Origin of the sequence: Flavobacterium collinsii (assembly GCF_902804485.1) — a bacterium.
Classification (GTDB): domain Bacteria; phylum Bacteroidota; class Bacteroidia; order Flavobacteriales; family Flavobacteriaceae; genus Flavobacterium; species Flavobacterium collinsii.
Genome location: NZ_CADCST010000078.1, coordinates 48,585 through 66,953 on the forward strand (window position 1 = coordinate 48,585; position 18,369 = coordinate 66,953).

General features: G+C 34.5%; 19 protein-coding genes. 7 read left to right on the plus strand and 12 right to left on the minus strand.

Annotated elements, in window-relative coordinates:
• Nucleotides 1–124: 124 nt before the first annotated feature.
• The 3 genes from FLA105534_RS09795 to FLA105534_RS09805 all read right to left on the minus strand — a co-directional run bounded on the left by FLA105534_RS09795 (nt 125) and on the right by FLA105534_RS09805 (nt 4,654).
• Nucleotides 125–2,518, minus strand: coding sequence for a ribonucleoside-diphosphate reductase subunit alpha (locus FLA105534_RS09795; protein WP_173965947.1), 2,394 nt, complete (start codon nt 2,516–2,518; stop codon nt 125–127).
• 253 nt (nt 2,519–2,771) lie between these two features.
• Nucleotides 2,772–3,749: a ribonucleotide-diphosphate reductase subunit beta gene (locus tag FLA105534_RS09800; protein ID WP_089054274.1), complete on the minus strand. Its 978-nt coding sequence runs from the start codon at nt 3,747–3,749 to the stop codon at nt 2,772–2,774.
• A gap of 335 nt (nt 3,750–4,084) precedes the next feature.
• The gene (locus FLA105534_RS09805) at nt 4,085–4,654 is read right to left on the minus strand and encodes a DUF3109 family protein (protein WP_173965948.1); all 570 of its coding nucleotides are present in this window, start codon (nt 4,652–4,654) and stop codon (nt 4,085–4,087) included.
• A 316-nt stretch (nt 4,655–4,970) separates the two neighbouring features.
• Here FLA105534_RS09805 and FLA105534_RS09810 point away from each other — a divergent pair, with 316 nt between their 5' ends.
• The 3 genes from FLA105534_RS09810 (at nt 4,971) to FLA105534_RS09820 (ending at nt 6,467) form a co-directional block, all read left to right on the plus strand.
• Nucleotides 4,971–5,549: a MarC family protein gene (locus FLA105534_RS09810; protein WP_173965949.1), complete on the plus strand. Its 579-nt coding sequence runs from the start codon at nt 4,971–4,973 to the stop codon at nt 5,547–5,549.
• 107 nt (nt 5,550–5,656) lie between these two features.
• Nucleotides 5,657–5,857 (plus strand): hypothetical protein, encoded by a 201-nt coding sequence (locus tag FLA105534_RS09815; protein WP_017496183.1) that lies wholly within the window; start codon nt 5,657–5,659, stop codon nt 5,855–5,857.
• Nucleotides 5,858–5,861: 4 nt separating this feature from the next.
• Nucleotides 5,862–6,467 (plus strand): FAD-dependent oxidoreductase, encoded by a 606-nt coding sequence (locus tag FLA105534_RS09820; protein ID WP_173966038.1) that lies wholly within the window; start codon nt 5,862–5,864, stop codon nt 6,465–6,467.
• 107 nt (nt 6,468–6,574) lie between these two features.
• Here FLA105534_RS09820 and FLA105534_RS09825 read toward each other — a convergent pair whose 3' ends face one another.
• The 5 genes from FLA105534_RS09825 to FLA105534_RS09845 are packed head-to-tail and all read right to left on the minus strand — an operon-like array spanning nt 6,575 to nt 9,939.
• The gene (locus FLA105534_RS09825; protein ID WP_173965950.1) at nt 6,575–6,889 is read right to left on the minus strand and encodes a hypothetical protein; all 315 of its coding nucleotides are present in this window, start codon (nt 6,887–6,889) and stop codon (nt 6,575–6,577) included.
• Nucleotides 6,890–6,945: 56 nt separating this feature from the next.
• Entirely contained in the window at nt 6,946–7,311 is a 366-nt protein-coding gene (locus tag FLA105534_RS09830) for a nuclear transport factor 2 family protein (RefSeq protein ID WP_173965951.1), read from the minus strand.
• 19 nt (nt 7,312–7,330) lie between these two features.
• Entirely contained in the window at nt 7,331–8,908 is a 1,578-nt protein-coding gene (locus FLA105534_RS09835) for a S41 family peptidase (protein ID WP_173965952.1), read from the minus strand.
• Nucleotides 8,909–9,340 carry a deoxycytidylate deaminase gene (locus FLA105534_RS09840; protein ID WP_017496187.1) on the minus strand — a complete coding sequence of 144 codons (432 nt, stop codon included), beginning with the start codon at nt 9,338–9,340 and terminating at the stop codon, nt 8,909–8,911.
• 5 nt (nt 9,341–9,345) lie between these two features.
• Entirely contained in the window at nt 9,346–9,939 is a 594-nt protein-coding gene (locus FLA105534_RS09845) for a HupE/UreJ family protein (protein ID WP_173965953.1), read from the minus strand.
• A 172-nt stretch (nt 9,940–10,111) separates the two neighbouring features.
• Between FLA105534_RS09845 and FLA105534_RS09850 the strand changes: the two genes are divergently transcribed.
• Nucleotides 10,112–10,543, plus strand: coding sequence for a tellurite resistance TerB family protein (locus tag FLA105534_RS09850; RefSeq protein WP_173965954.1), 432 nt, complete (start codon nt 10,112–10,114; stop codon nt 10,541–10,543).
• A 204-nt stretch (nt 10,544–10,747) separates the two neighbouring features.
• On the opposite strand, the gene fbp is transcribed toward FLA105534_RS09850, so the two are convergent.
• The gene (gene fbp / locus FLA105534_RS09855) at nt 10,748–11,755 is read right to left on the minus strand and encodes a class 1 fructose-bisphosphatase (RefSeq protein ID WP_173965955.1); all 1,008 of its coding nucleotides are present in this window, start codon (nt 11,753–11,755) and stop codon (nt 10,748–10,750) included.
• Between the two features lie 171 nt (nt 11,756–11,926).
• On the opposite strand from fbp, the gene FLA105534_RS09860 reads away from it, so the two are divergent.
• On the plus strand, nt 11,927–12,415 hold the full coding sequence (locus tag FLA105534_RS09860; RefSeq protein WP_173965956.1) for a GNAT family N-acetyltransferase: 489 nt from the start codon (nt 11,927–11,929) through the stop codon (nt 12,413–12,415).
• A 220-nt stretch (nt 12,416–12,635) separates the two neighbouring features.
• Nucleotides 12,636–13,895, plus strand: a complete 1,260-nt coding sequence (locus FLA105534_RS09865; RefSeq protein WP_173965957.1) for an aspartate kinase — start codon at nt 12,636–12,638, stop codon at nt 13,893–13,895.
• A 79-nt stretch (nt 13,896–13,974) separates the two neighbouring features.
• Here FLA105534_RS09865 and FLA105534_RS09870 read toward each other — a convergent pair whose 3' ends face one another.
• From FLA105534_RS09870 to FLA105534_RS09880, 3 genes are all read right to left on the minus strand, one after another.
• Entirely contained in the window at nt 13,975–16,152 is a 2,178-nt protein-coding gene (locus tag FLA105534_RS09870; protein WP_173965958.1) for a TonB-dependent receptor domain-containing protein, read from the minus strand.
• A 115-nt stretch (nt 16,153–16,267) separates the two neighbouring features.
• Nucleotides 16,268–17,329 (minus strand): helix-turn-helix domain-containing protein, encoded by a 1,062-nt coding sequence (locus FLA105534_RS09875; RefSeq protein ID WP_173965959.1) that lies wholly within the window; start codon nt 17,327–17,329, stop codon nt 16,268–16,270.
• A 46-nt stretch (nt 17,330–17,375) separates the two neighbouring features.
• Nucleotides 17,376–17,723 carry a helix-turn-helix transcriptional regulator gene (locus tag FLA105534_RS09880; protein ID WP_173965960.1) on the minus strand — a complete coding sequence of 116 codons (348 nt, stop codon included), beginning with the start codon at nt 17,721–17,723 and terminating at the stop codon, nt 17,376–17,378.
• 369 nt (nt 17,724–18,092) lie between these two features.
• Here FLA105534_RS09880 and FLA105534_RS09885 point away from each other — a divergent pair, with 369 nt between their 5' ends.
• Nucleotides 18,093–18,323: a DUF5808 domain-containing protein gene (locus tag FLA105534_RS09885; RefSeq protein WP_173965961.1), complete on the plus strand. Its 231-nt coding sequence runs from the start codon at nt 18,093–18,095 to the stop codon at nt 18,321–18,323.
• Nucleotides 18,324–18,369 lie beyond the last annotated feature (46 nt).

Consider the following 18,369-nt stretch of genomic DNA (forward strand, 5'->3'; position numbering starts at 1 on the left):
TTCCTTCGGAACGTTATCAAAAAATGCTGTAAAATAAAAAAGCAGCTATCGAAACGATAACTGCTTTTATAAATTAAGAAAAAATCTTTCTTCTTTATTCTATTCTCTTTATTCTAATAAAAAATTAAGATCCACACATTTCGCAATCTTCAGGGTCTGCTGCTTGTGCTTTTAAAAGCATTGCTTTATAATCCTCAACGCTGATTGCTTCCGTTTCTGCAACTAATGTTGGAGCTGTTTCTTCTTTTTTATCGTTGTTCAGCGTGAACTTAATCGCATCAACTGCTGATTTTGTTCTTAGGTAATACATTCCTGTTTTTAAACCTGATTGCCAAGCGTAGAAGTGCATTGATGTTAATTTAGAATAGTTAGCATCTTGCATGAACAAGTTCAAAGACTGTGATTGGTCAATGAAGTAACCTCTTTGGCGTGACATATCGATAATGTCTTTCATCGACATTTCCCAAACTGTTTTATAAAGATCTTTCAGCTCTTGCGGAATAATATCAATATTTTGAACTGATCCATTATGACGCATAATTTCCTGTTTCAAATCTTCGTTCCATAAACCAAGTTTTACTAAATCTTCCAGTAAGTGCTTGTTTACTACGATGAATTCTCCAGACAATACACGACGTGTGTAAATGTTTGATGTATAAGGTTCGAAAGCTTCGTTATTTCCAAGAATCTGTGAAGTCGAAGCAGTTGGCATTGGCGCTACTAACAATGAGTTACGAACTCCGTGCTCCATTACTTCTTTTCTTAAAGATGCCCAGTCCCAACGGCCTGATAATTCTTCATCTTTCAATCCCCACATATTGTATTGAAATTCTCCCTGAGACATTGGAGAACCCGCAAAAGTTGAATACGGTCCTTCTTCTTTCGCCATTTCCATAGAAGCGGTTACGGCTGCGAAGTATAATGTTTCGAAAATTTCCTGATTTAATGCTTTTGCCTCATCACTTGTAAAAGGCATACGCAACATGATAAAAGCGTCTGCCAAACCTTGCACCCCTAATCCTACCGGACGGTGACGAAGGTTAGAGTTTTCGGCTTCTTTAACAGGATAGTAATTTCTGTCGATTACTTTGTTTAGGTTACGAGTTACACGTTTGGTAACATTGTAAAGTGCTTCGTGATCGAATTTACCGTTATCAATAAACATTGGCAACGAAATAGAAGCCAGGTTACAAACTGCAATTTCATCTTTAGAAGTATACTCCATAATTTCAGTACACAAGTTAGACGAACGAATAGTTCCTAAGTTCTTGTGGTTTGATTTACGGTTTGCCGCATCTTTATACAGCATATAAGGCGTTCCGGTTTCGATTTGTGATTCCAGAATTTTCTCCCATAGCTCACGAGCACGGATTGTTTTTCTACCTTTTCCTCTAAATTCATAATCCAGATACAATGCTTCAAACTCTTCTCCATAAACATCATACAGACCAGGACACTCGTTAGGACACATTAAAGTCCAGGTAGTATCTTCCTGTACACGTTTCATGAATAAATCAGAAGTCCACATTGCGAAGAATAAATCCCTTGCACGCATTTCTTCTTTTCCTGTATTTTTCTTTAAATCCAAGAATTCGAAAATATCAGCATGCCAGGTTTCGATGTAAATAGCAAAACTTCCTTTACGTTTTCCACCACCCTGATCTACATAACGAGCAGTATCGTTGAATACTCTCAACATCGGAACAATTCCGTTTGAAGTTCCGTTTGTACCGCGAATGTACGATCCGGTCGCACGAACGTTATGAATTGAAAGGCCAATTCCTCCCGCTGATTGCGAGATTTTAGCGGTTTGTTTTAAAGTATCATAAATACCATCAATACTATCATCCTGCATGGCCAAAAGGAAACAAGAAGACATTTGAGGTTTTGGAGTTCCTGCATTGAACAACGTTGGTGTTGCATGCGTGAAGAACTTTTTAGACATTAAGTCGTACGTCTCAATTACAGATTTTAAATCATCAAGGTGAATACCAACCGAAACACGCATCAACATATGTTGTGGTCTTTCAACGATTTTACCATTAATTTTCAGCAAGTAAGAACGCTCTAAAGTTTTAAAACCAAAATAGTCGTAATTAAAATCTCTTGTATAAATGATATGAGAATCTAAGAAAGCTGAGTTTTCCTGAATTACTTTAAATACTTCATCCGAAAGTAACGGAGCATCCTGTCCATTTCTTGGATTTACGTAATTGTACATATCTTTCATCGTTTCTGAGAACGATTTCTTGGTATTTGAATGTAGATTTGAAATTGCCACACGCGCTGCCAGTTGTGCATAATCAGGATGCGCAATAGTCATAGAAGCCGCCGTTTCTGCTGCAAGATTATCTAATTCAGAAGTCGAAACCCCGTCATACAATCCCTCGATAACTCTCATGGCTACCTTAACAGGATCTACAAGTTCATTTAAACCGTAACACAATTTTTTGATTCTTTCTGTAATCTTATCAAACATTACCGGCTCTTTATGGCCATCTCTTTTTACTACATACATAAGCTTACTATTTTAGTTATTGAAAAAATGAAAGACTCTGGAATAACGATTTCCAAAGCTTAAACATTGTGTGTTTCTTAATTATTTTTTGAGAATTGTAGGATTCTCAATAGTTGTCTGTTTCCAATCCGAAAAACAGATTGAAAGGCATTAAAAATTGTTCTTGAATCAACGATTTGGGATGAAGATTCAATCTTAAAAATGATTTATTTTTTTAGTGTTTTTTAGTGTCCACTAAAACTATTCTTGTTGTCTAAAAATCTGCATCAAATGAAATTTTCTGAGCATCACTGTCTGTGTTCATTACACCTGACTTTTGATACTCCGCAACACGTTTTTCAAAGAAATTGGTTTTTCCCTGAAGAGAGATCATGTCCATAAAATCAAACGGATTCGCTGATCCATACACACGCTCACAACCTAATTCTACTAATAATCGATCTGCAACAAACTCTAAATATTGCGTCATTAAAGTAGCATTCATTCCTATTAAGCTTACCGGAAGAGATTCTGTAACAAACTCTCTTTCGATATTTAAAGCATCAACAATGATTTCTTTAATTCTGTCTTTTGGTACTTTATTTACCAGGTGATGATTGTGCAGGTGTACTGCGAAATCACAGTGTACGCCTTCATCACGTGAAATCAACTCGTTCGAAAAAGTCAAACCTGGCATTAAACCACGTTTTTTTAACCAATAAATAGAACAGAAAGCACCTGAGAAAAAGATCCCTTCCACTGCTGCAAAAGCAATTAGTCTTTCGGCAAATGAATCGGATTCGATCCATTTTAAAGCCCATTCCGCTTTTTTACCAATCGCAGGAAAAACTTCCAAAGCATTAAACAATTCTGCTTTCTCTGCTTCATCTTTTACATAAGTATCAATTAACAAAGAATACGTTTCACTATGTATATTTTCCATCATGATCTGGAAACCATAGAAAAATTTAGCTTCGGCATATTGAACTTCATTTACAAAGTTCTCAGCAAGGTTTTCATTTACAATTCCATCCGAAGCTGCAAAGAATGCTAAAATGTGTTTGATAAAATATCTTTCGTCGTCACTTAACTTATTATTCCAGTCCGTCAAATCCTGGTGCAAATCGATTTCTTCTGCAGTCCAGAAACTAGCCTCCATCTTTTTGTACCATTCCCAAATATCATGATGTTTAATAGGAAAAATAACGAAACGATTTTTATTTTCTTGTAATATTGGCTCGACTTGTGACATGAAATTTTGCTTTAATTTTTATACTAAATTTTTGCTAATTCAGTAGACTACAAAGATTGTCATTTGTTGCCAAAAATAAAAGCCAAACTTATTCACAATCGGACGTAGTTTTTAACAACAGTAGAAAATTGAGATATTTTTCATACAACAATTAAAATACTGTAAATGAGTAAATTAATCCTTACATTTACTGCTCATTTTGCTGTAGAATATAGACTTTTTAAAATAAAAAGCAAGAAATTTTTAAATGTTTTTAAAAGTTTTTTCCCGACTTCTTCTCTCTTTTTTAATCAAATTTTGAGGACTTCCCAGCAACGGTGATGGCTACCGATTTTTTAAGATTTTTTAAGTTCTTCTGCAACTTTTTCAAGCTCTAAATACCAGTCTTGTCCAAAGCGACGAATTAGTGCCTCTTTGACAAATTTATACACCGGAACCTCCAACTCTTTACCTAACGAACAGGCATCGTCGCAAATATCCCACTTATCGTAATTCACTGCAGCGAACTCTGTAAAGTCCTTCACTCGTATTGGATATAAATGACAGGAAACCGGTTTTTTCCAATCTACGATTCCCTGATTATATGCCTGCTCAATTCCGCAAAGCGCAGTCTTGCCATCAAAAATAACGTAGGCACAATCTTTATTATCAATTAAAGTTGTTTCAAGATCACCATCCGTCCCCTTTACCCAGGTTCCCTGAGCTTCGATCGCGGCAATTCCTTCTTTTCGCAGGAAGGGCTTTACTTTAGGGTAAATTTCTTCCAGAATTTTAGTTTCCGCTTCATTCAAAGGCGCACCGGCATCTCCGTCAACACAACAGGCTCCTTTACAAGCTGACAAGTTGCACACAAATTCTTTTTCAAGAATATCTTCTGAAATAATGGTTTTTCCTAATTGAAACATGATACTTAAATACTGTAATTTATAAAGTGCAAAGATACGCAAAGAAAGCAGATATTCCTTTTATTCTTTCTTCGCTCTTATCCGACAAGATTCTGCACAAGCGGCATCCATGAATCTTTTGCAAAAAACAGCCTCAATACTTTACGCCAAACGCCTTGCAAATATGCAAAACAACCGACTTATTGTTACAAAAATCATTTTTTTAAGCAGATATACGTGTTTTTATAACAAAAATACCCGTCGTTTCATATATCCTAAAAAAGCATTAACTTTATTATCTACTTTTGCACATCTCTTAACTCTAAATAAAAAAATTATGTTAGAAATTGATTTTAAGGAAATTATCACTGTTGGAATGGTACTTTTTGCCGTAATCGATATTGTAGGATCAATTCCGATTATTATCAATTTAAGAGCAAAGGTGGGACATATCGAATCTGAGAAAGCTTCAATCGTTGCCGGTTTGATTATGATTACTTTTCTTTTTATCGGAGAGGGTTTCCTGCAGCTTATTGGAATTGACGTACACTCCTTTGCTGTTGCAGGCTCATTTGTATTATTCTTTTTAGCGCTGGAAATGATTCTAGGTATTCGAATCTATCGCGACGAAGAACCAGGGTCGGCTTCTATTGTCCCTTTGGCTTTTCCGTTAATTGCTGGTGCCGGTACAATGACTACTTTATTATCGCTTCGCTCTCAATTTCACACGATTAACATCGTCATTGCAATTCTACTGAATATTTTTCTGGTATACTTTGTTTTGAAATCTTCTAAAAAAATAGAAAATTTATTAGGAGAAAACGGACTCGGTGTAGTTCGCAAGACATTTGGAGTCATACTTTTAGCAATTGCTGTTAAATTATTTGCTGCGAATGTTAAAGGTTTGTTTGTCTAACATTTATTTTTATAAATTTACCCCATAAAATTTCTAAAATACAACTTTAAGATATTTTTCACATCTCAAGGTTCTACTTTATTATTTTAGACAAACAAACAACCATTATGAAAATCTTTACTTCCATCTTAGTGCTTCTGGCATTAGCTTTAATCGTTTTTAATATTACGTTGCTAGACTTCAAAAATCCTTTTCAGGGAGACAGTGTAGTAGCTTTTATTGGAATCGCAGCTTCATTTTGTGCCGTTTTAATTCTTTTGATTTTTAGAATCTCAAAAAGAATTGAAGAAAAAACAAACGGACGATAACAATATGTTTGACGTTTTAATTATTGGCGGAGGTGTTTCAGGCATGTCTTGCGCCCTCGTCTTGGGATCAGCTAAAAACAAAGCTTTTGTAACCGATAAAAAAATCGGAATTTTTACACACCAAAAAAACTCTTCACTTCAAGAGGCCATTTTTTACAATGCTTATGGCATTACACCCGGAAAACTAGGATCTGATTTACTTCTGGAAAGCACAAAGGATTTAGCCAGTAGTTATCCGCACATCGCTCAGATTGAAAATGAAAAAGTAGCTAAAATCGAAGGTTCTTACCCTGATTTTACAATAACTACTAACAAAAACTCTTATAAAACAAAAAATATCGTCATAGGAATTGGCTCTGCAAATACTTTTGACATAGAGGGCTTAATGCAGTATATCGAACCTCACAAAAAAGCACTTCCCGAAAAACAACGCATCCAGCTTAAAAACGACGACCACAAAGTAGCCGACGGTATTTATGTTATTGGAACTTTAGCAGGATGGAGAAGTCAGTTAGCGATTGCAGCCGGAAGCGGCGCTGCTGTAGCTACAGATATCCTAACTTTATGGAACAACGGCGTGCAGACTCATGCACACGACAGCATTCGATAAAACAAACCTCTATAGGTTAAACAAAATAAAACCATTAAGAAATTAAGAAAACTTACTTTAAAGCCTGTAAACTTAACCTCTTAATGGTTTGAAACTTTTATACTTTCTTATTTCACCGAAATAATCTGCGTTACCTTAATATGGCTTTCATCTTCAGTCTTCCAGATTTCTCCTTTTACCGAGACAACATTACCTATTTTTAAGGTTTTATAATTTTGTGGACCACCCACATTTACAATGCTAATTGTTGCGAAATACACCTCTTTAGCAGCTGTTGAGATTTTTGCAGTATAACCGTCTTTTCCCGACTCGATTGCATCTACTTTACCGGTAATCGTACTATTATTATTTTTCATAGAAGTACAGGAAATCATTAGAACCAGCACAACAAACAGCAAGCTTATTCTTTTTAGATTTTTCATATAGATAGTTTAACTCCAGACTTAAAGGAGATTTGATTAAATACAATGTGATGCTTTTATTGCAATTGAGTACAACTACCAGCAATTACTTTCAAATTCTCTTCAAATTGTTTCCAAACCCTGATGTATCGAAAAGTTCCGCTTACGGGATTGTGATTAAAATTCCCTTTCAATAAAATTGTTACCGCGACTACAGCCGAATCATTAATTACAGTTATAATCTGATCCGAAGCTTCTAATACCTCAATTTGCATTTTACCTAAACGATACGTATTCAAATCAAACTCTTTAGTAATCGTTTGTCCGTCCGGTAAATTAAAAAGCAGATCATCATGCAGTACATTTTCCAGCGTTGTAAGATCCGCATTCTTCATGGCTGTCAACAGTTCAATCTCAGCATTTACAATAGTTTCTATTTTCATCTGATAAGAGAATTAAAGATTATTTTTTTGGACTCAAAACAGCCCTGATCATGGCATCGTCTTTTAAAATAACATCGTAGTAATACAACTCACCGTATAATTGTCTGGCAAATTCAGCAGTGATATAACGATTAACCAAAGTTTTGGTTTTGTCAAATTTCAAATCCAAACCGGTTAACAAAACATACGTTTTAAACTTTTTAAAATACAAATCAGAGCCTTTCATCTTTGCTAAAAACTCATTAAAGTGAAGTCCGGCAAAAGCCTCTCTGTTTTTATCCAATTCTTCAAAAACAAAATGCCCTACAATTCCGGTCTGCAATAAATAGGCTACATTTTCATTCCCGTGTTCAGCCTCTATCGGCACAAAAACATCGGGCACAATTCCACCCCCACCATATACAATTTTTCCTTTAGGTGTTTTAAACCTTAAAGAATCGGCCACTTTTATACTGTCTTTCGCATAAAGTTCCCCTGATTTTATACGGGCTTCAGATTCTTTAAAATACTCTTCATTTCCTTTTTTATAAGGCTTTTGAATCGATCTGCCGGTTGGTGTATAATATCGCGCCACCGTTAATCTTACCGCCGATCCGTCGTTGAAATCCATTTCGCGCTGTACCAGGCCTTTCCCGAAAGAACGTCGCCCTACAATTGTCCCACGGTCATTATCCTGTAATGCTCCGGCAAGAATTTCACTAGCCGATGCACTGTTTTCATTAATCAAAACATACACTTTCCCGGCTTCAAAACTACCCGCGTTTGTTGCATAAGTTTTTTCAGTGGTACCGTTTTTATTTTTAGTAAAAACGATTAGCTGTTTGTCTTTTAAAAATTCATCCGCAATTGCAATCGCTTCTTCCATATAACCACCTCCATTATCCCGCAGATCAATAACAAGCGACTCGATTCCTTTTTGCTTCAATCTGGCCAAACCGTTTTTAAATTCATTAAAAGTTGTTTCCGCAAAACGATTGATTTTGATGTATCCTGTATTATTTCCAAGCAACAAGGAAACATCGACGCTTTTTATCGGAATGATATCTCTTTTAACTCTAAATTTGAGTTTCTTTTGTTCTGATTTTCTAAAAACGGTTAATTCAATCTCAGAACCTTTTAATCCTTTTAGCTTCGAAAACAAACTATCAGAAGGCAATCTACGCCCAAACAATTTGGTTTTTCCGGCAAATAGAATTCGATCCCCTGACTTTATTCCCGCTTTCGCTGAAGGTCCGTTTTCGATTGGTTTTATAATAGCAACAGAGTCTTTATACATATAGAAATTAATTCCTATCCCCACAAAATCACCTTTCATGCTTTCGGCTACCTCGGCTTGTTCTGTTGGAGGAATATAAACGGAATGCGGATCTAATTTTGACAAAATATTGTCGACTGTAAGATTAACAATTGAATCTGTATTGATGCTGTCGACATATTCATTATTGATAAAGTCGATCAGTTTATTCAATTTTGTTTTTGAGTAATTTTTAGCCAAAAGCTGATCGTCTGCGGGAGCATTCATCAGGCTTCCGAGAACTATACCCAGAGCTAAAGTCGCTCCGATAACGAGTGGTAAATATTTTGAATTAAATTTCATTTACTCTTCTAAAACAGGAATATGTTCAACTTCGACACCTGCTTTTATTAAAAACTGAATTCCGGAATCATCACGATATCCATCATGATACACCACTCTTTTTATACCAGATTGGTGTATTAACTTGCTGCATTCTTTACAAGGTGAAAGTGTAATATACAAGGTCGCTCCCTCACAGGATTGTGTTGACCTTGCTACTTTCAAAATTGCATTTGCTTCTGCATGAAGAACGTCCCAGCGGGTTAGCCCTTCTTCGTCTTCACAGCAGTTTTCAAAACCAGATGGCGTACCATTGTATCCATCCGAAATAATCATTCGGTCTTTTACGATGATAGCCCCTACCTGCTTTCGTTTACAATACGACAGTAAACTCCACTCTTTGGCAATCCTCAGATAAGCTTTGTCGTATTTATTTAATTTTTTTTTCTTCATTTATTTTATCTGTTCCAAATAGGACTTTCAATAATCATTGGCACTACCACTCCGATAATAAAAGCCGACATTACAAGTGCCCAATCGCGTTTTGAAAAACGAAATACGGTTTGTACAATATAAGATAGTATCAAAACTACAAACACCACAACTAGTTGTGCCGCTTCAATTCCTAAAGCAAACTCGCCTAAAGGTAGTAATTTTGAACCAGCTGAACCTCCTAAAATTGTTTTGAAATAATTCGAAAATCCAAGTCCGTGTATAATTCCAAAAAATAAGGTCACAAAAAACACTAAATTCAAACCGTCATTCTTAGAATTCTTTCCGGCAGTAAAGAGATTAAAAACCGCAGTTATTAAAATCGTTATCGGAATTAAAAATTCGACAGTATTGACTTTTATCGCAATAATTCCGTAAACCGAAAGCAATAAAGCCAGAGTATGACCAATTGTAAAAACAGAAACCAGTAACAAAATGCGTTTCCAGTCTTTAAACAAATATGGAGTTGTTAATGCAATTAAAAAAAGAACGTGATCGTAAGCGTTAATATCTAAAACGTGCTTCAATCCTATTTGAAAATAAATCCAAAATTCTGACATAAGGGTACTATAATTATAATGATTAGGGGTTGTAAACTTACGATTTATTTTGAAAAATCATTGCGGTCTTAAACTAAAACAACACATAAAAATTAAGTTAAATTTTATGAGAACTTTAAAATTAATAATTTAAAATAAAAATTATCTTTGTAGGATAAAAAAAACCATAATTATGTCATTTTCAGATTTATTTGATAGCGAATTCAAACAAAGAAACAAAGGTCACTTTTCAGCAATTGTTCGTGTAGCATTAGCCGATGGAATTGTGCATCCTGAAGAAAAAAGTTTCTTAGACAAATTGGCTGCACGTTTAGAAATTTCAGAAACTGAATACGAAGAAATTCTTAACGACCCATTAAAATACCCTATCAATCCTCCTTATTTGCACGTACAGCGTTTAGAGCGTTTGTATGATCTAACAAGAATGGTACACGTTGATCACCATCTTGAAGACCAACAAGAAGTGATGTTAAGAAAATTAGGTATAGCTTTAGGCTTTACTCCAAGCAACGTAAATTATATCATTGCAAAAGCATTATCATTAGTCGATAAAAAAGTAGATGGTGACACTTTTGTTTACGAAATGCAGCATATGCATAAATAGTATTCAGTCGCAGTTTTCAGTTTTTAGACTGATAGCTAAAACTAAATAAAAAAATAAACCCGACAGTTTTTTCTAAACCTGTCGGGTTTGCTGCTTCTAGTCCTAACTTAAACTGCGACTAAAAACTGTTAGCTGCAACTGAAAAACCTGACAGGTTTTTGAATCCTATCAGGTTTAAAATCAACTAAAAACTGTGACTAAAAACTAAAGCGCTTCCACCATAAATTCTTCTGCTTTTTCTACCATGTTATAGCTTCCGCAGAAAAACGGAACTCTTTGATGTAATTCAGTTGGTTGTATTTCCATAATTCTTCCAAAGCCGTCTGTTGCTTTTCCTCCTGCTTGTTCTGCAATAAAAGCCATAGGGTTACATTCGTATAATAAACGCAGCTTCCCTTTTGGTGCTTTTGAACTCGTTGGATAAATATAAATTCCGCCTTTGATCATATTTCGATGAAAGTCAGAAACTAAACTTCCAATATATCTTGAAGTATAAGGTCTGTCCTCTTCTTCTCTCTGACAATATTTAATGTAATTTTTCACACCTTGTGGAAAGTGAACATAATTTCCTTCATTTACAGAATAGATATTTCCGTTTTGTGGAAATTTCATATTCGGATGTGACAAATAGAATGTTCCAATGGCAGGGTTCAATGTAAAACCGTTTACGCCATGACCTGTGGTGTATACCAACATTGTCGACGTTCCGTAAATTACATATCCTGCTGCTACCTGATTAACTCCCGGCTGTAAAAAATCCTCACTTGTAACCGGAGTTCCGATAGGTGTAATTCTTCTAAAAACCGAAAAAATGGTTCCCACAGATACATTCACATCGATATTTGAAGATCCGTCAAGCGGATCCATTAAGATCACGTACTTATTGTTATGACTGTTGTCGCTCCCCTGAACAGTAATAAAATCGTCGTTTTCTTCTGAAGCAATACCACAGACAATCTCACGGTTAATTAACGTCTGAATAAATACTTCGTTTGCATACACATCTAATTTTTGCTGGTCTTCACCCTGAATATTCTGTTCGCCTGCAGCGCCAATAATATCCACTAATCCAGCTTTGTTTACTTTATAGTTTACGACCTTAGCCGCCAAACGTATAGAATTGATAATTCGGGAAAGCTCCCCCGACGAATATTGAAATGCTTTTTGGTTCTCAATAATAAACTCTCCCAGTGTTTTATTGCGTTCTTCCATTACTAAATCGTTGTAGTTTTGTTTTTAAGTCACAAATATCGTTTTTTTTGTGAGAATGGTTTAAAAATTATTTCGTTAGTTTGCCACTATTGTATATTTGCTAATTAAAGCCCTAAAGTACAGAATAAAAGAATGCTTTTTTAGCTAATAAATGCTTAATAATAAGAATATATGAATATTAGAAAAGGGAATCCTGAAGACATGAAATCTGTTCTGGGATTAATACAGGAGTTGGCAATATTCGAAAAAGAACCGGACGCTGTTGTCATAACAGAAGCGGATTTAATACGTGATGGTTTTGGCGAAAAGCCCTTATTTCATGTGTTTGTCGCAGAAATTGATACTGACGAACATCATAAGGAAATTGTTGGAATTGCCTTGTACTATTATCGATACTCAACCTGGAAAGGAAAAACAATACATCTTGAAGATCTGATTGTAAAAGAAAAGATGAGAGGAACTGGTTTGGGGTCTGCACTTTATGCAGAAATCATGAAACAGGGAAAAAGAGACAATGTCCGCAGAATCGACTGGAATGTACTGGACTGGAATACTCCTGCCGTAAAATTTTATGAAAATTCGGGCGCAAAGATTCTTGAAGGCTGGCAAGTTGTTCAAATGGACGAAACGGGAATAAATTCGTTTGTAGAAAAATTGTAAAAATGTATTTAGCCACGGATTAAAATAATTTGCACAGATTTTTTTAGCCACGAATTAATTAGTGGAAATTTGTAAAATTCGTGGCTAAAGAAGACAAAGATTTTATAATCTGTAACAAAAAAAAGCACCGCAGTGCGCCTCTATAATTACGATTCCATGAAAATTGGAATTTGGAACTTAAAAAATTGGAATTTTATAAAAAAACAGCATATATAACAAAATGAGAGTATTTAAATTTGGTGGAGCATCTGTAAAAGATGCCGAGGGAATTAAAAACGTATACGACGTTTTGCAAAAAGTAGGTTATCAAGATGTCATTTTGGTCGTTTCGGCAATGGGAAAAACCACAAATGCTCTTGAAGTGGTCATTAAAAATTATTTTGACAAATCATCAGAGCTGAACTCTTCTGTACAGGAAATAAAAAAATACCACAATCAGATCTTACTGGATTTATTTGAAAACGAAGAACACGCTGTTTTTGCTGCGGTAAAAGCACTGTTTTCTGAATTAGAATATTTCCTGGCACATAATAAATCACCAAACTATAATTTTGTTTACGATCAGGTTGTGAGTTTTGGAGAACTGATTTCGACTACTATCTTAAGTCACTTTATGAATTTTATGGGAATTCAGACGCAATGGCTTGATGTTCGAAATTTCATAAAAACCAACGCCAATTACCGAGATGCTGAAGTAGACTGGGAAATTACGCAACAAAACATCAGTAAAAATGTACCTCGTAAAATTTTAAACATCACTCAGGGATTCTTAGGTGCCGATGAGAACAACTTTACTACCACTTTGGGCCGTGAAGGTTCTGATTATACCGCAGGAATTTTTGCATACTGCTTAAATGCCGAAAGTGTTACGATCTGGAAAGACGTTCCCGGGGTTATGAATGCTGACCCTCGCTATTTTGAAAATGCAAGTTTATTAAACCAGATATCCTACCGTGAGGCCATCGAACTGGCATTTTACGGAGCAACTGTAATTCACCCGAAAACTTTACAGCCGTTACAGAAAAAGGAAATTCCATTATATGTAAAATCATTTATCAATCCACTTTTAAAAGGAACCTGTGTTTCTAAAGGTGTTGATCTGGAACCACAATATCCTTGCTTTATCGTAAAAAGAAATCAGCTTTTAATTTCATTATCGTCTATCGATTTTTCTTTTATAATGGAAGAAAACATCAGTGAGATTTTTGCGTTGTTTCACCAATTCAAAATAAAGGTAAATCTGATTCAGAATTCGGCGATTAGTTTTTCGGTTTGTGTCGAAGATAAATTTGAAAACTTCAATGAGTTGAATGCAATCCTTTCGAAGAAATTCAAAGTAGATTTTAGTGAGAACGTAACTTTGTATACTATTCGTCATTTTACAGAACAGGCAGCTCAAACAGTAGAAGAAAACAAGGCCGTTTTATTAAAACAGGTAAGCCGCGAAACGATACAAATTGTGACCAAAGAGATCAACTAAGCTTTCTCGTTTATAAAGTTAATTATATCAATTCAACATATTTAAAAGGTTTCACTTAGCTGTGAAACCTTTTTTACTTTTATCTTGCCCTATTATTTTCGCTTTGTTCGATCTCTGTTTTCTTAAATGCCTGTTTCTTTGAATTTCCGAAGCTATATGTTGCTATCAACCTAAAATAATTTGTTGTATAGGTTCTGTGATAATAGATTTCGGTTTGTCCAACATTGTAATTTCCTGAAACCATAAATTTATGAAAGATGTCATTGGCTGTAAAATTGAGTTTTAGAGCCTCTTTAAAAAAGTTTCTTTCAATTCCAATAGTTACTGTCGACCGATTATTATCATGGCCCAATCCGTAGCTTCTATCTCCCAAATACCAGGCAAGCAACTGAATTTTGAAAAGATTTGGGATTGTAAACGTATTGTTCGAATACAAATAGACCTGAGGTTTTACCGCACCTAACACGTACGAGTAAACATTATCAAAGGCTTTACTATAATTAATACTTATAGTATTGGTAGAGTTCCACCATTTATTTGCAAATGACCTTGAAAGCGAACCGAAAAAACCATTTTCTTTTTCTAAATTTAAGGATCTCAAAATATAACTATTTGGGTTATCACCTCGCAAAGCGGCTCCTGAAATAGGATCGATTTTATAGGTATAACCTACTCTAAAATCAAACTTTTTATATAGGGCACCAATTTCAAAAGCATGAACTTTTTCGGGTAATAAACTAGGATTTCCTTCTATGGTCGTAAACGGATCCTGATAAATAACAAACGGATTCAAGGCCTGATATCTTGGTCTTGTTATTCTGGAAACGTAAGACGCATTTAACTTTAAATCATCTGAAACGGCAATATTTAAGAGAACATTCGGAAAAAAATTAAAGTAGTTTCTACTAAAACTCTTACTTCCGTTTGCATTTGTATATAACTTATAACTTGTGTTTTCGGTTCTTGCGCCAATCGAAAAATTGATTTTCTCTCCTAATGTGCTTCCGTAATTAAAATAGGCCGCACTAATTTTTTCTGTATAGCTAAAATCGCTTGAAAGTTTATCATCAAACTCAAAATCCATACTATTTCCGTCTGTCACTAAAAAATCTGTACCTGATTTTATAGTCGCGTAACTCACTTTTGCACCAATTTCTAACTTTGTTTTTTCATTTATTTTTTTTGAATAATCTGCTTGCGCTGCAATTATATTAATGGTATTACCAACATTATTTTTCAAATATTTCTCTCCATCAATTTCATCAACAATACTATTCTCTTCGATAAAATCTTTTATAGTTTGGTTATAATTAGAATATTGTGTCCCTATAAATACTGATGAACCGAGATCATCGGTTATTAAATTATAGTTTAAATTGAGGAATTGATTGAGTGAGACATCGTTTTTAGCAATATCGGTCGCATAAAAAGCAGTATCCGCATTATTTGTTATCGCATTTCTGCTTTCAACTGTTCCTCCCAAATCCCCTATATTTCCACTATAAACGAATGACATATATCCTTTTTCAGAAAAATTATACTGTAATCCCAGTCCGTAATTAGAATAATTATTAAAGCGTCTTTTCCAATCTGTCGTTAGTTCTGATCTCATATATTCATCCGGATTTGGTCTTAATCTGGTGGTATATAATAATTCTCTGTTTCGACCCAATTGCAATCCATAATTAGTTATAAACGAAAATTTTCCTTTTGTATAATTAAAATCGAGAAGCGTATTCGTACTCATTCCGGCAAATTCTGAAATGGTAAAGTGCTGACTTGCGCTTCCTAATATTCCGTTTTCGATACTTTTTTTGGTAATAATATTAATAACCGCTTTTCCTTCGGCATCATATTTTGAGGTTGGGTTTGAGATTACTTCGATCTTTAGAATTTGCGAAACCGGGATTGCCGCAAAACGTTCGTAATTAATCAAAATTCCGTTGAGATAAATAATAGCTTCTCCTTTTCCGAGAACACTTATTTGTCCTTCGGCAACAATAACATTGGGAACCCTGCTCAATAATTCGTTGACCGAACTACTTGTCGAAAGCAACGTGTTGGCAACGTTTACATCAAGCGTTCCATTTGCTGCATATTTCACTAAGGATGCCTGTCTTTTAATAACCACTTCGTTTAATTCATTATTAGGTGTTGCAACCTTTTCCTGAACTGATTTTGAAGATTGGGCGTTTGCAGTAATAGCATAAGGAATCATGCAATACATGTAAATAAAAATGGTAACTGGAAATCTCATGAATTTTGGCGATTAAAATTTGACTTATTTTTGAAGCAAAAGTCAGCTGTTAATCACAATATGAGGTAACCAAAACAAATATCAGGAGTACAAATTTATAAACTCACACTTTCTATTAAGATCGTAAAGCCTGATTTTGATAATTAGAAGGGGTTGTTCCGGTATACTTTTTAAAGGCAGCAAAAAACGTCGATTTAGAATTAAAACCCACATCGTAGCCAATAGATTCTAAGGTAAGTTTATCGTTTAAAGCTATAATTTCGCAAGCTTCTTTTATTCTAAACTCATTTACAAAACTGGTAAAGTTCTTACCAAGATTATTATTTAAAAGTTGGGATAATTGATGACTTGATATATTTATTTCTTTAGACAAATCCTGTAATGTAAGATTAGGATTTTTATACAATACTTTTTCATTCATTACACTTTCAAGTTTTTGTGCAAAGATTTCGGCTTCGGCCGAATTTATTTTTTTACCGGAATTCTTTGATCCGTTTAATAAAAACAAATCATCGGTTTTTTTGCGATATAAAAGGATAGAAATAATTAAATAGAAAAGAAGAGAAAAAACAATTGCTCCACTAATATAAGTAGCAGCCGGACCACGCATTATGGCAAGAAAATAAAAAAAGAACAAAAGGAAATTTCCCAGAAAAAGCGTCCCAAACCACATTTCTGATGGAGTTTCTTTGTGTTTCCTGCTTATGATTTTTTGTAGAATACCTTTAATCATAAATCCGGAAACAACAACATAAATAAACCATTGAAAATAAATAGCTTTTACAAAATACGTTCTCCACAGTTCGGGATAATATTCGTAAGGATATAAAAATCCGATTGTACCTATAAACAAAGCCCAAAACAAAAGAATGAGTTTCCAGGATTTTGGCATTATATTAATTTCAGCAACGGCTGATTTCAGGAAATAATACAAACACGGACCAATAAAGAAACAAGCAGTTAACCCAACTTGTAAATACATTTTTGGCAACGTGGGATGAAAATACACAAACACCGATTTTCCAATTCGGATGCTTAGTGCGAATAATAATGCTCCCAAAAAATAATTGGTCAGGAACTTTTTCGTGGTAAAGAAGAAGAAATACACACTTAAAATAACTCCATTAAAAACTCCTAATGCACTGAAAAAAAATAAAAGCTCCTTACCGGTGTCCATAATTTAAGTTTGTTTTATTCCCACAAAGCTAAAAAAAAATATGTCTTTAATGTCTTTTATCCCTTTTCAGATTCTTAATTACTTTTCTCAGTTCTTTTATTCGTTCTTCATATTGTTTGATTACTTTATCAGATAATTGAACCCCGGTTTCTACGGAAAGTTTTTCTTTTCGATCTACATCCAATTTTAAATCTTCGACTTTCAATAATTCTTCCGGTGCTATTTTGAAAATCTCACAGATTTTTAGAATATGATTAGCCCATGAACTACTTTCACCGCTTTCCATCCTGGCATAAGCCGATTGTGAAATATGAAGGCAATCTGCCACTTCTTCCTGCGACAGTTTTTTATTCTTCCGAAGTATTTTAAGCTTGTTTCCTACAAGAATATTCATGGTTAAGCAAAGTTTTCCGTCCAAAACAATAGAGGACACTTTTATAAATATATACTCACAAAAATTACATTTTTTTAAAACAAAAAAAATAGCCTCTAATTTCTTATTAAAAATACCCGAAAATCACATAATATAAAACCTTATAAAATACTAAATTGGTCCCACCAAAAAACAAATAAATAACACTATGTGTACAATCGGAATAACCATCTGATCAACACTAAAACCAAAAACTATGACTCGTCCTGTCTTATTCCTTTGCCTTTTAATCATTATTATAGCCTTAGGGTATCGCTTTAGCAAAAAAAACACCTAGACTATTTTATCACAGTTGCCCCACCTGATAAAAAAACTTAGACTTTTAAAATAATGGATTTCAATACTGAACCTACAAAAGAGACCCAAAACAAATGGAACCGTGATCCAAACAATTGGATTTTGGGAATTTTCTATTACAACCCTCAGGACAAAAGATTGTTCCCTTCAAAAAGAATCAAACTACTTGGATGGACGATAAATTTTGCAAACCCTAATTCGATATGCGCTGCTATTGCAGTAATCGCCTTCGTATTAATTCTCATAGGAAATTCTAAACCATAATCTCAAAACAACTAATTGCTGTTTTTTTAACCCTTCATTGAAAACA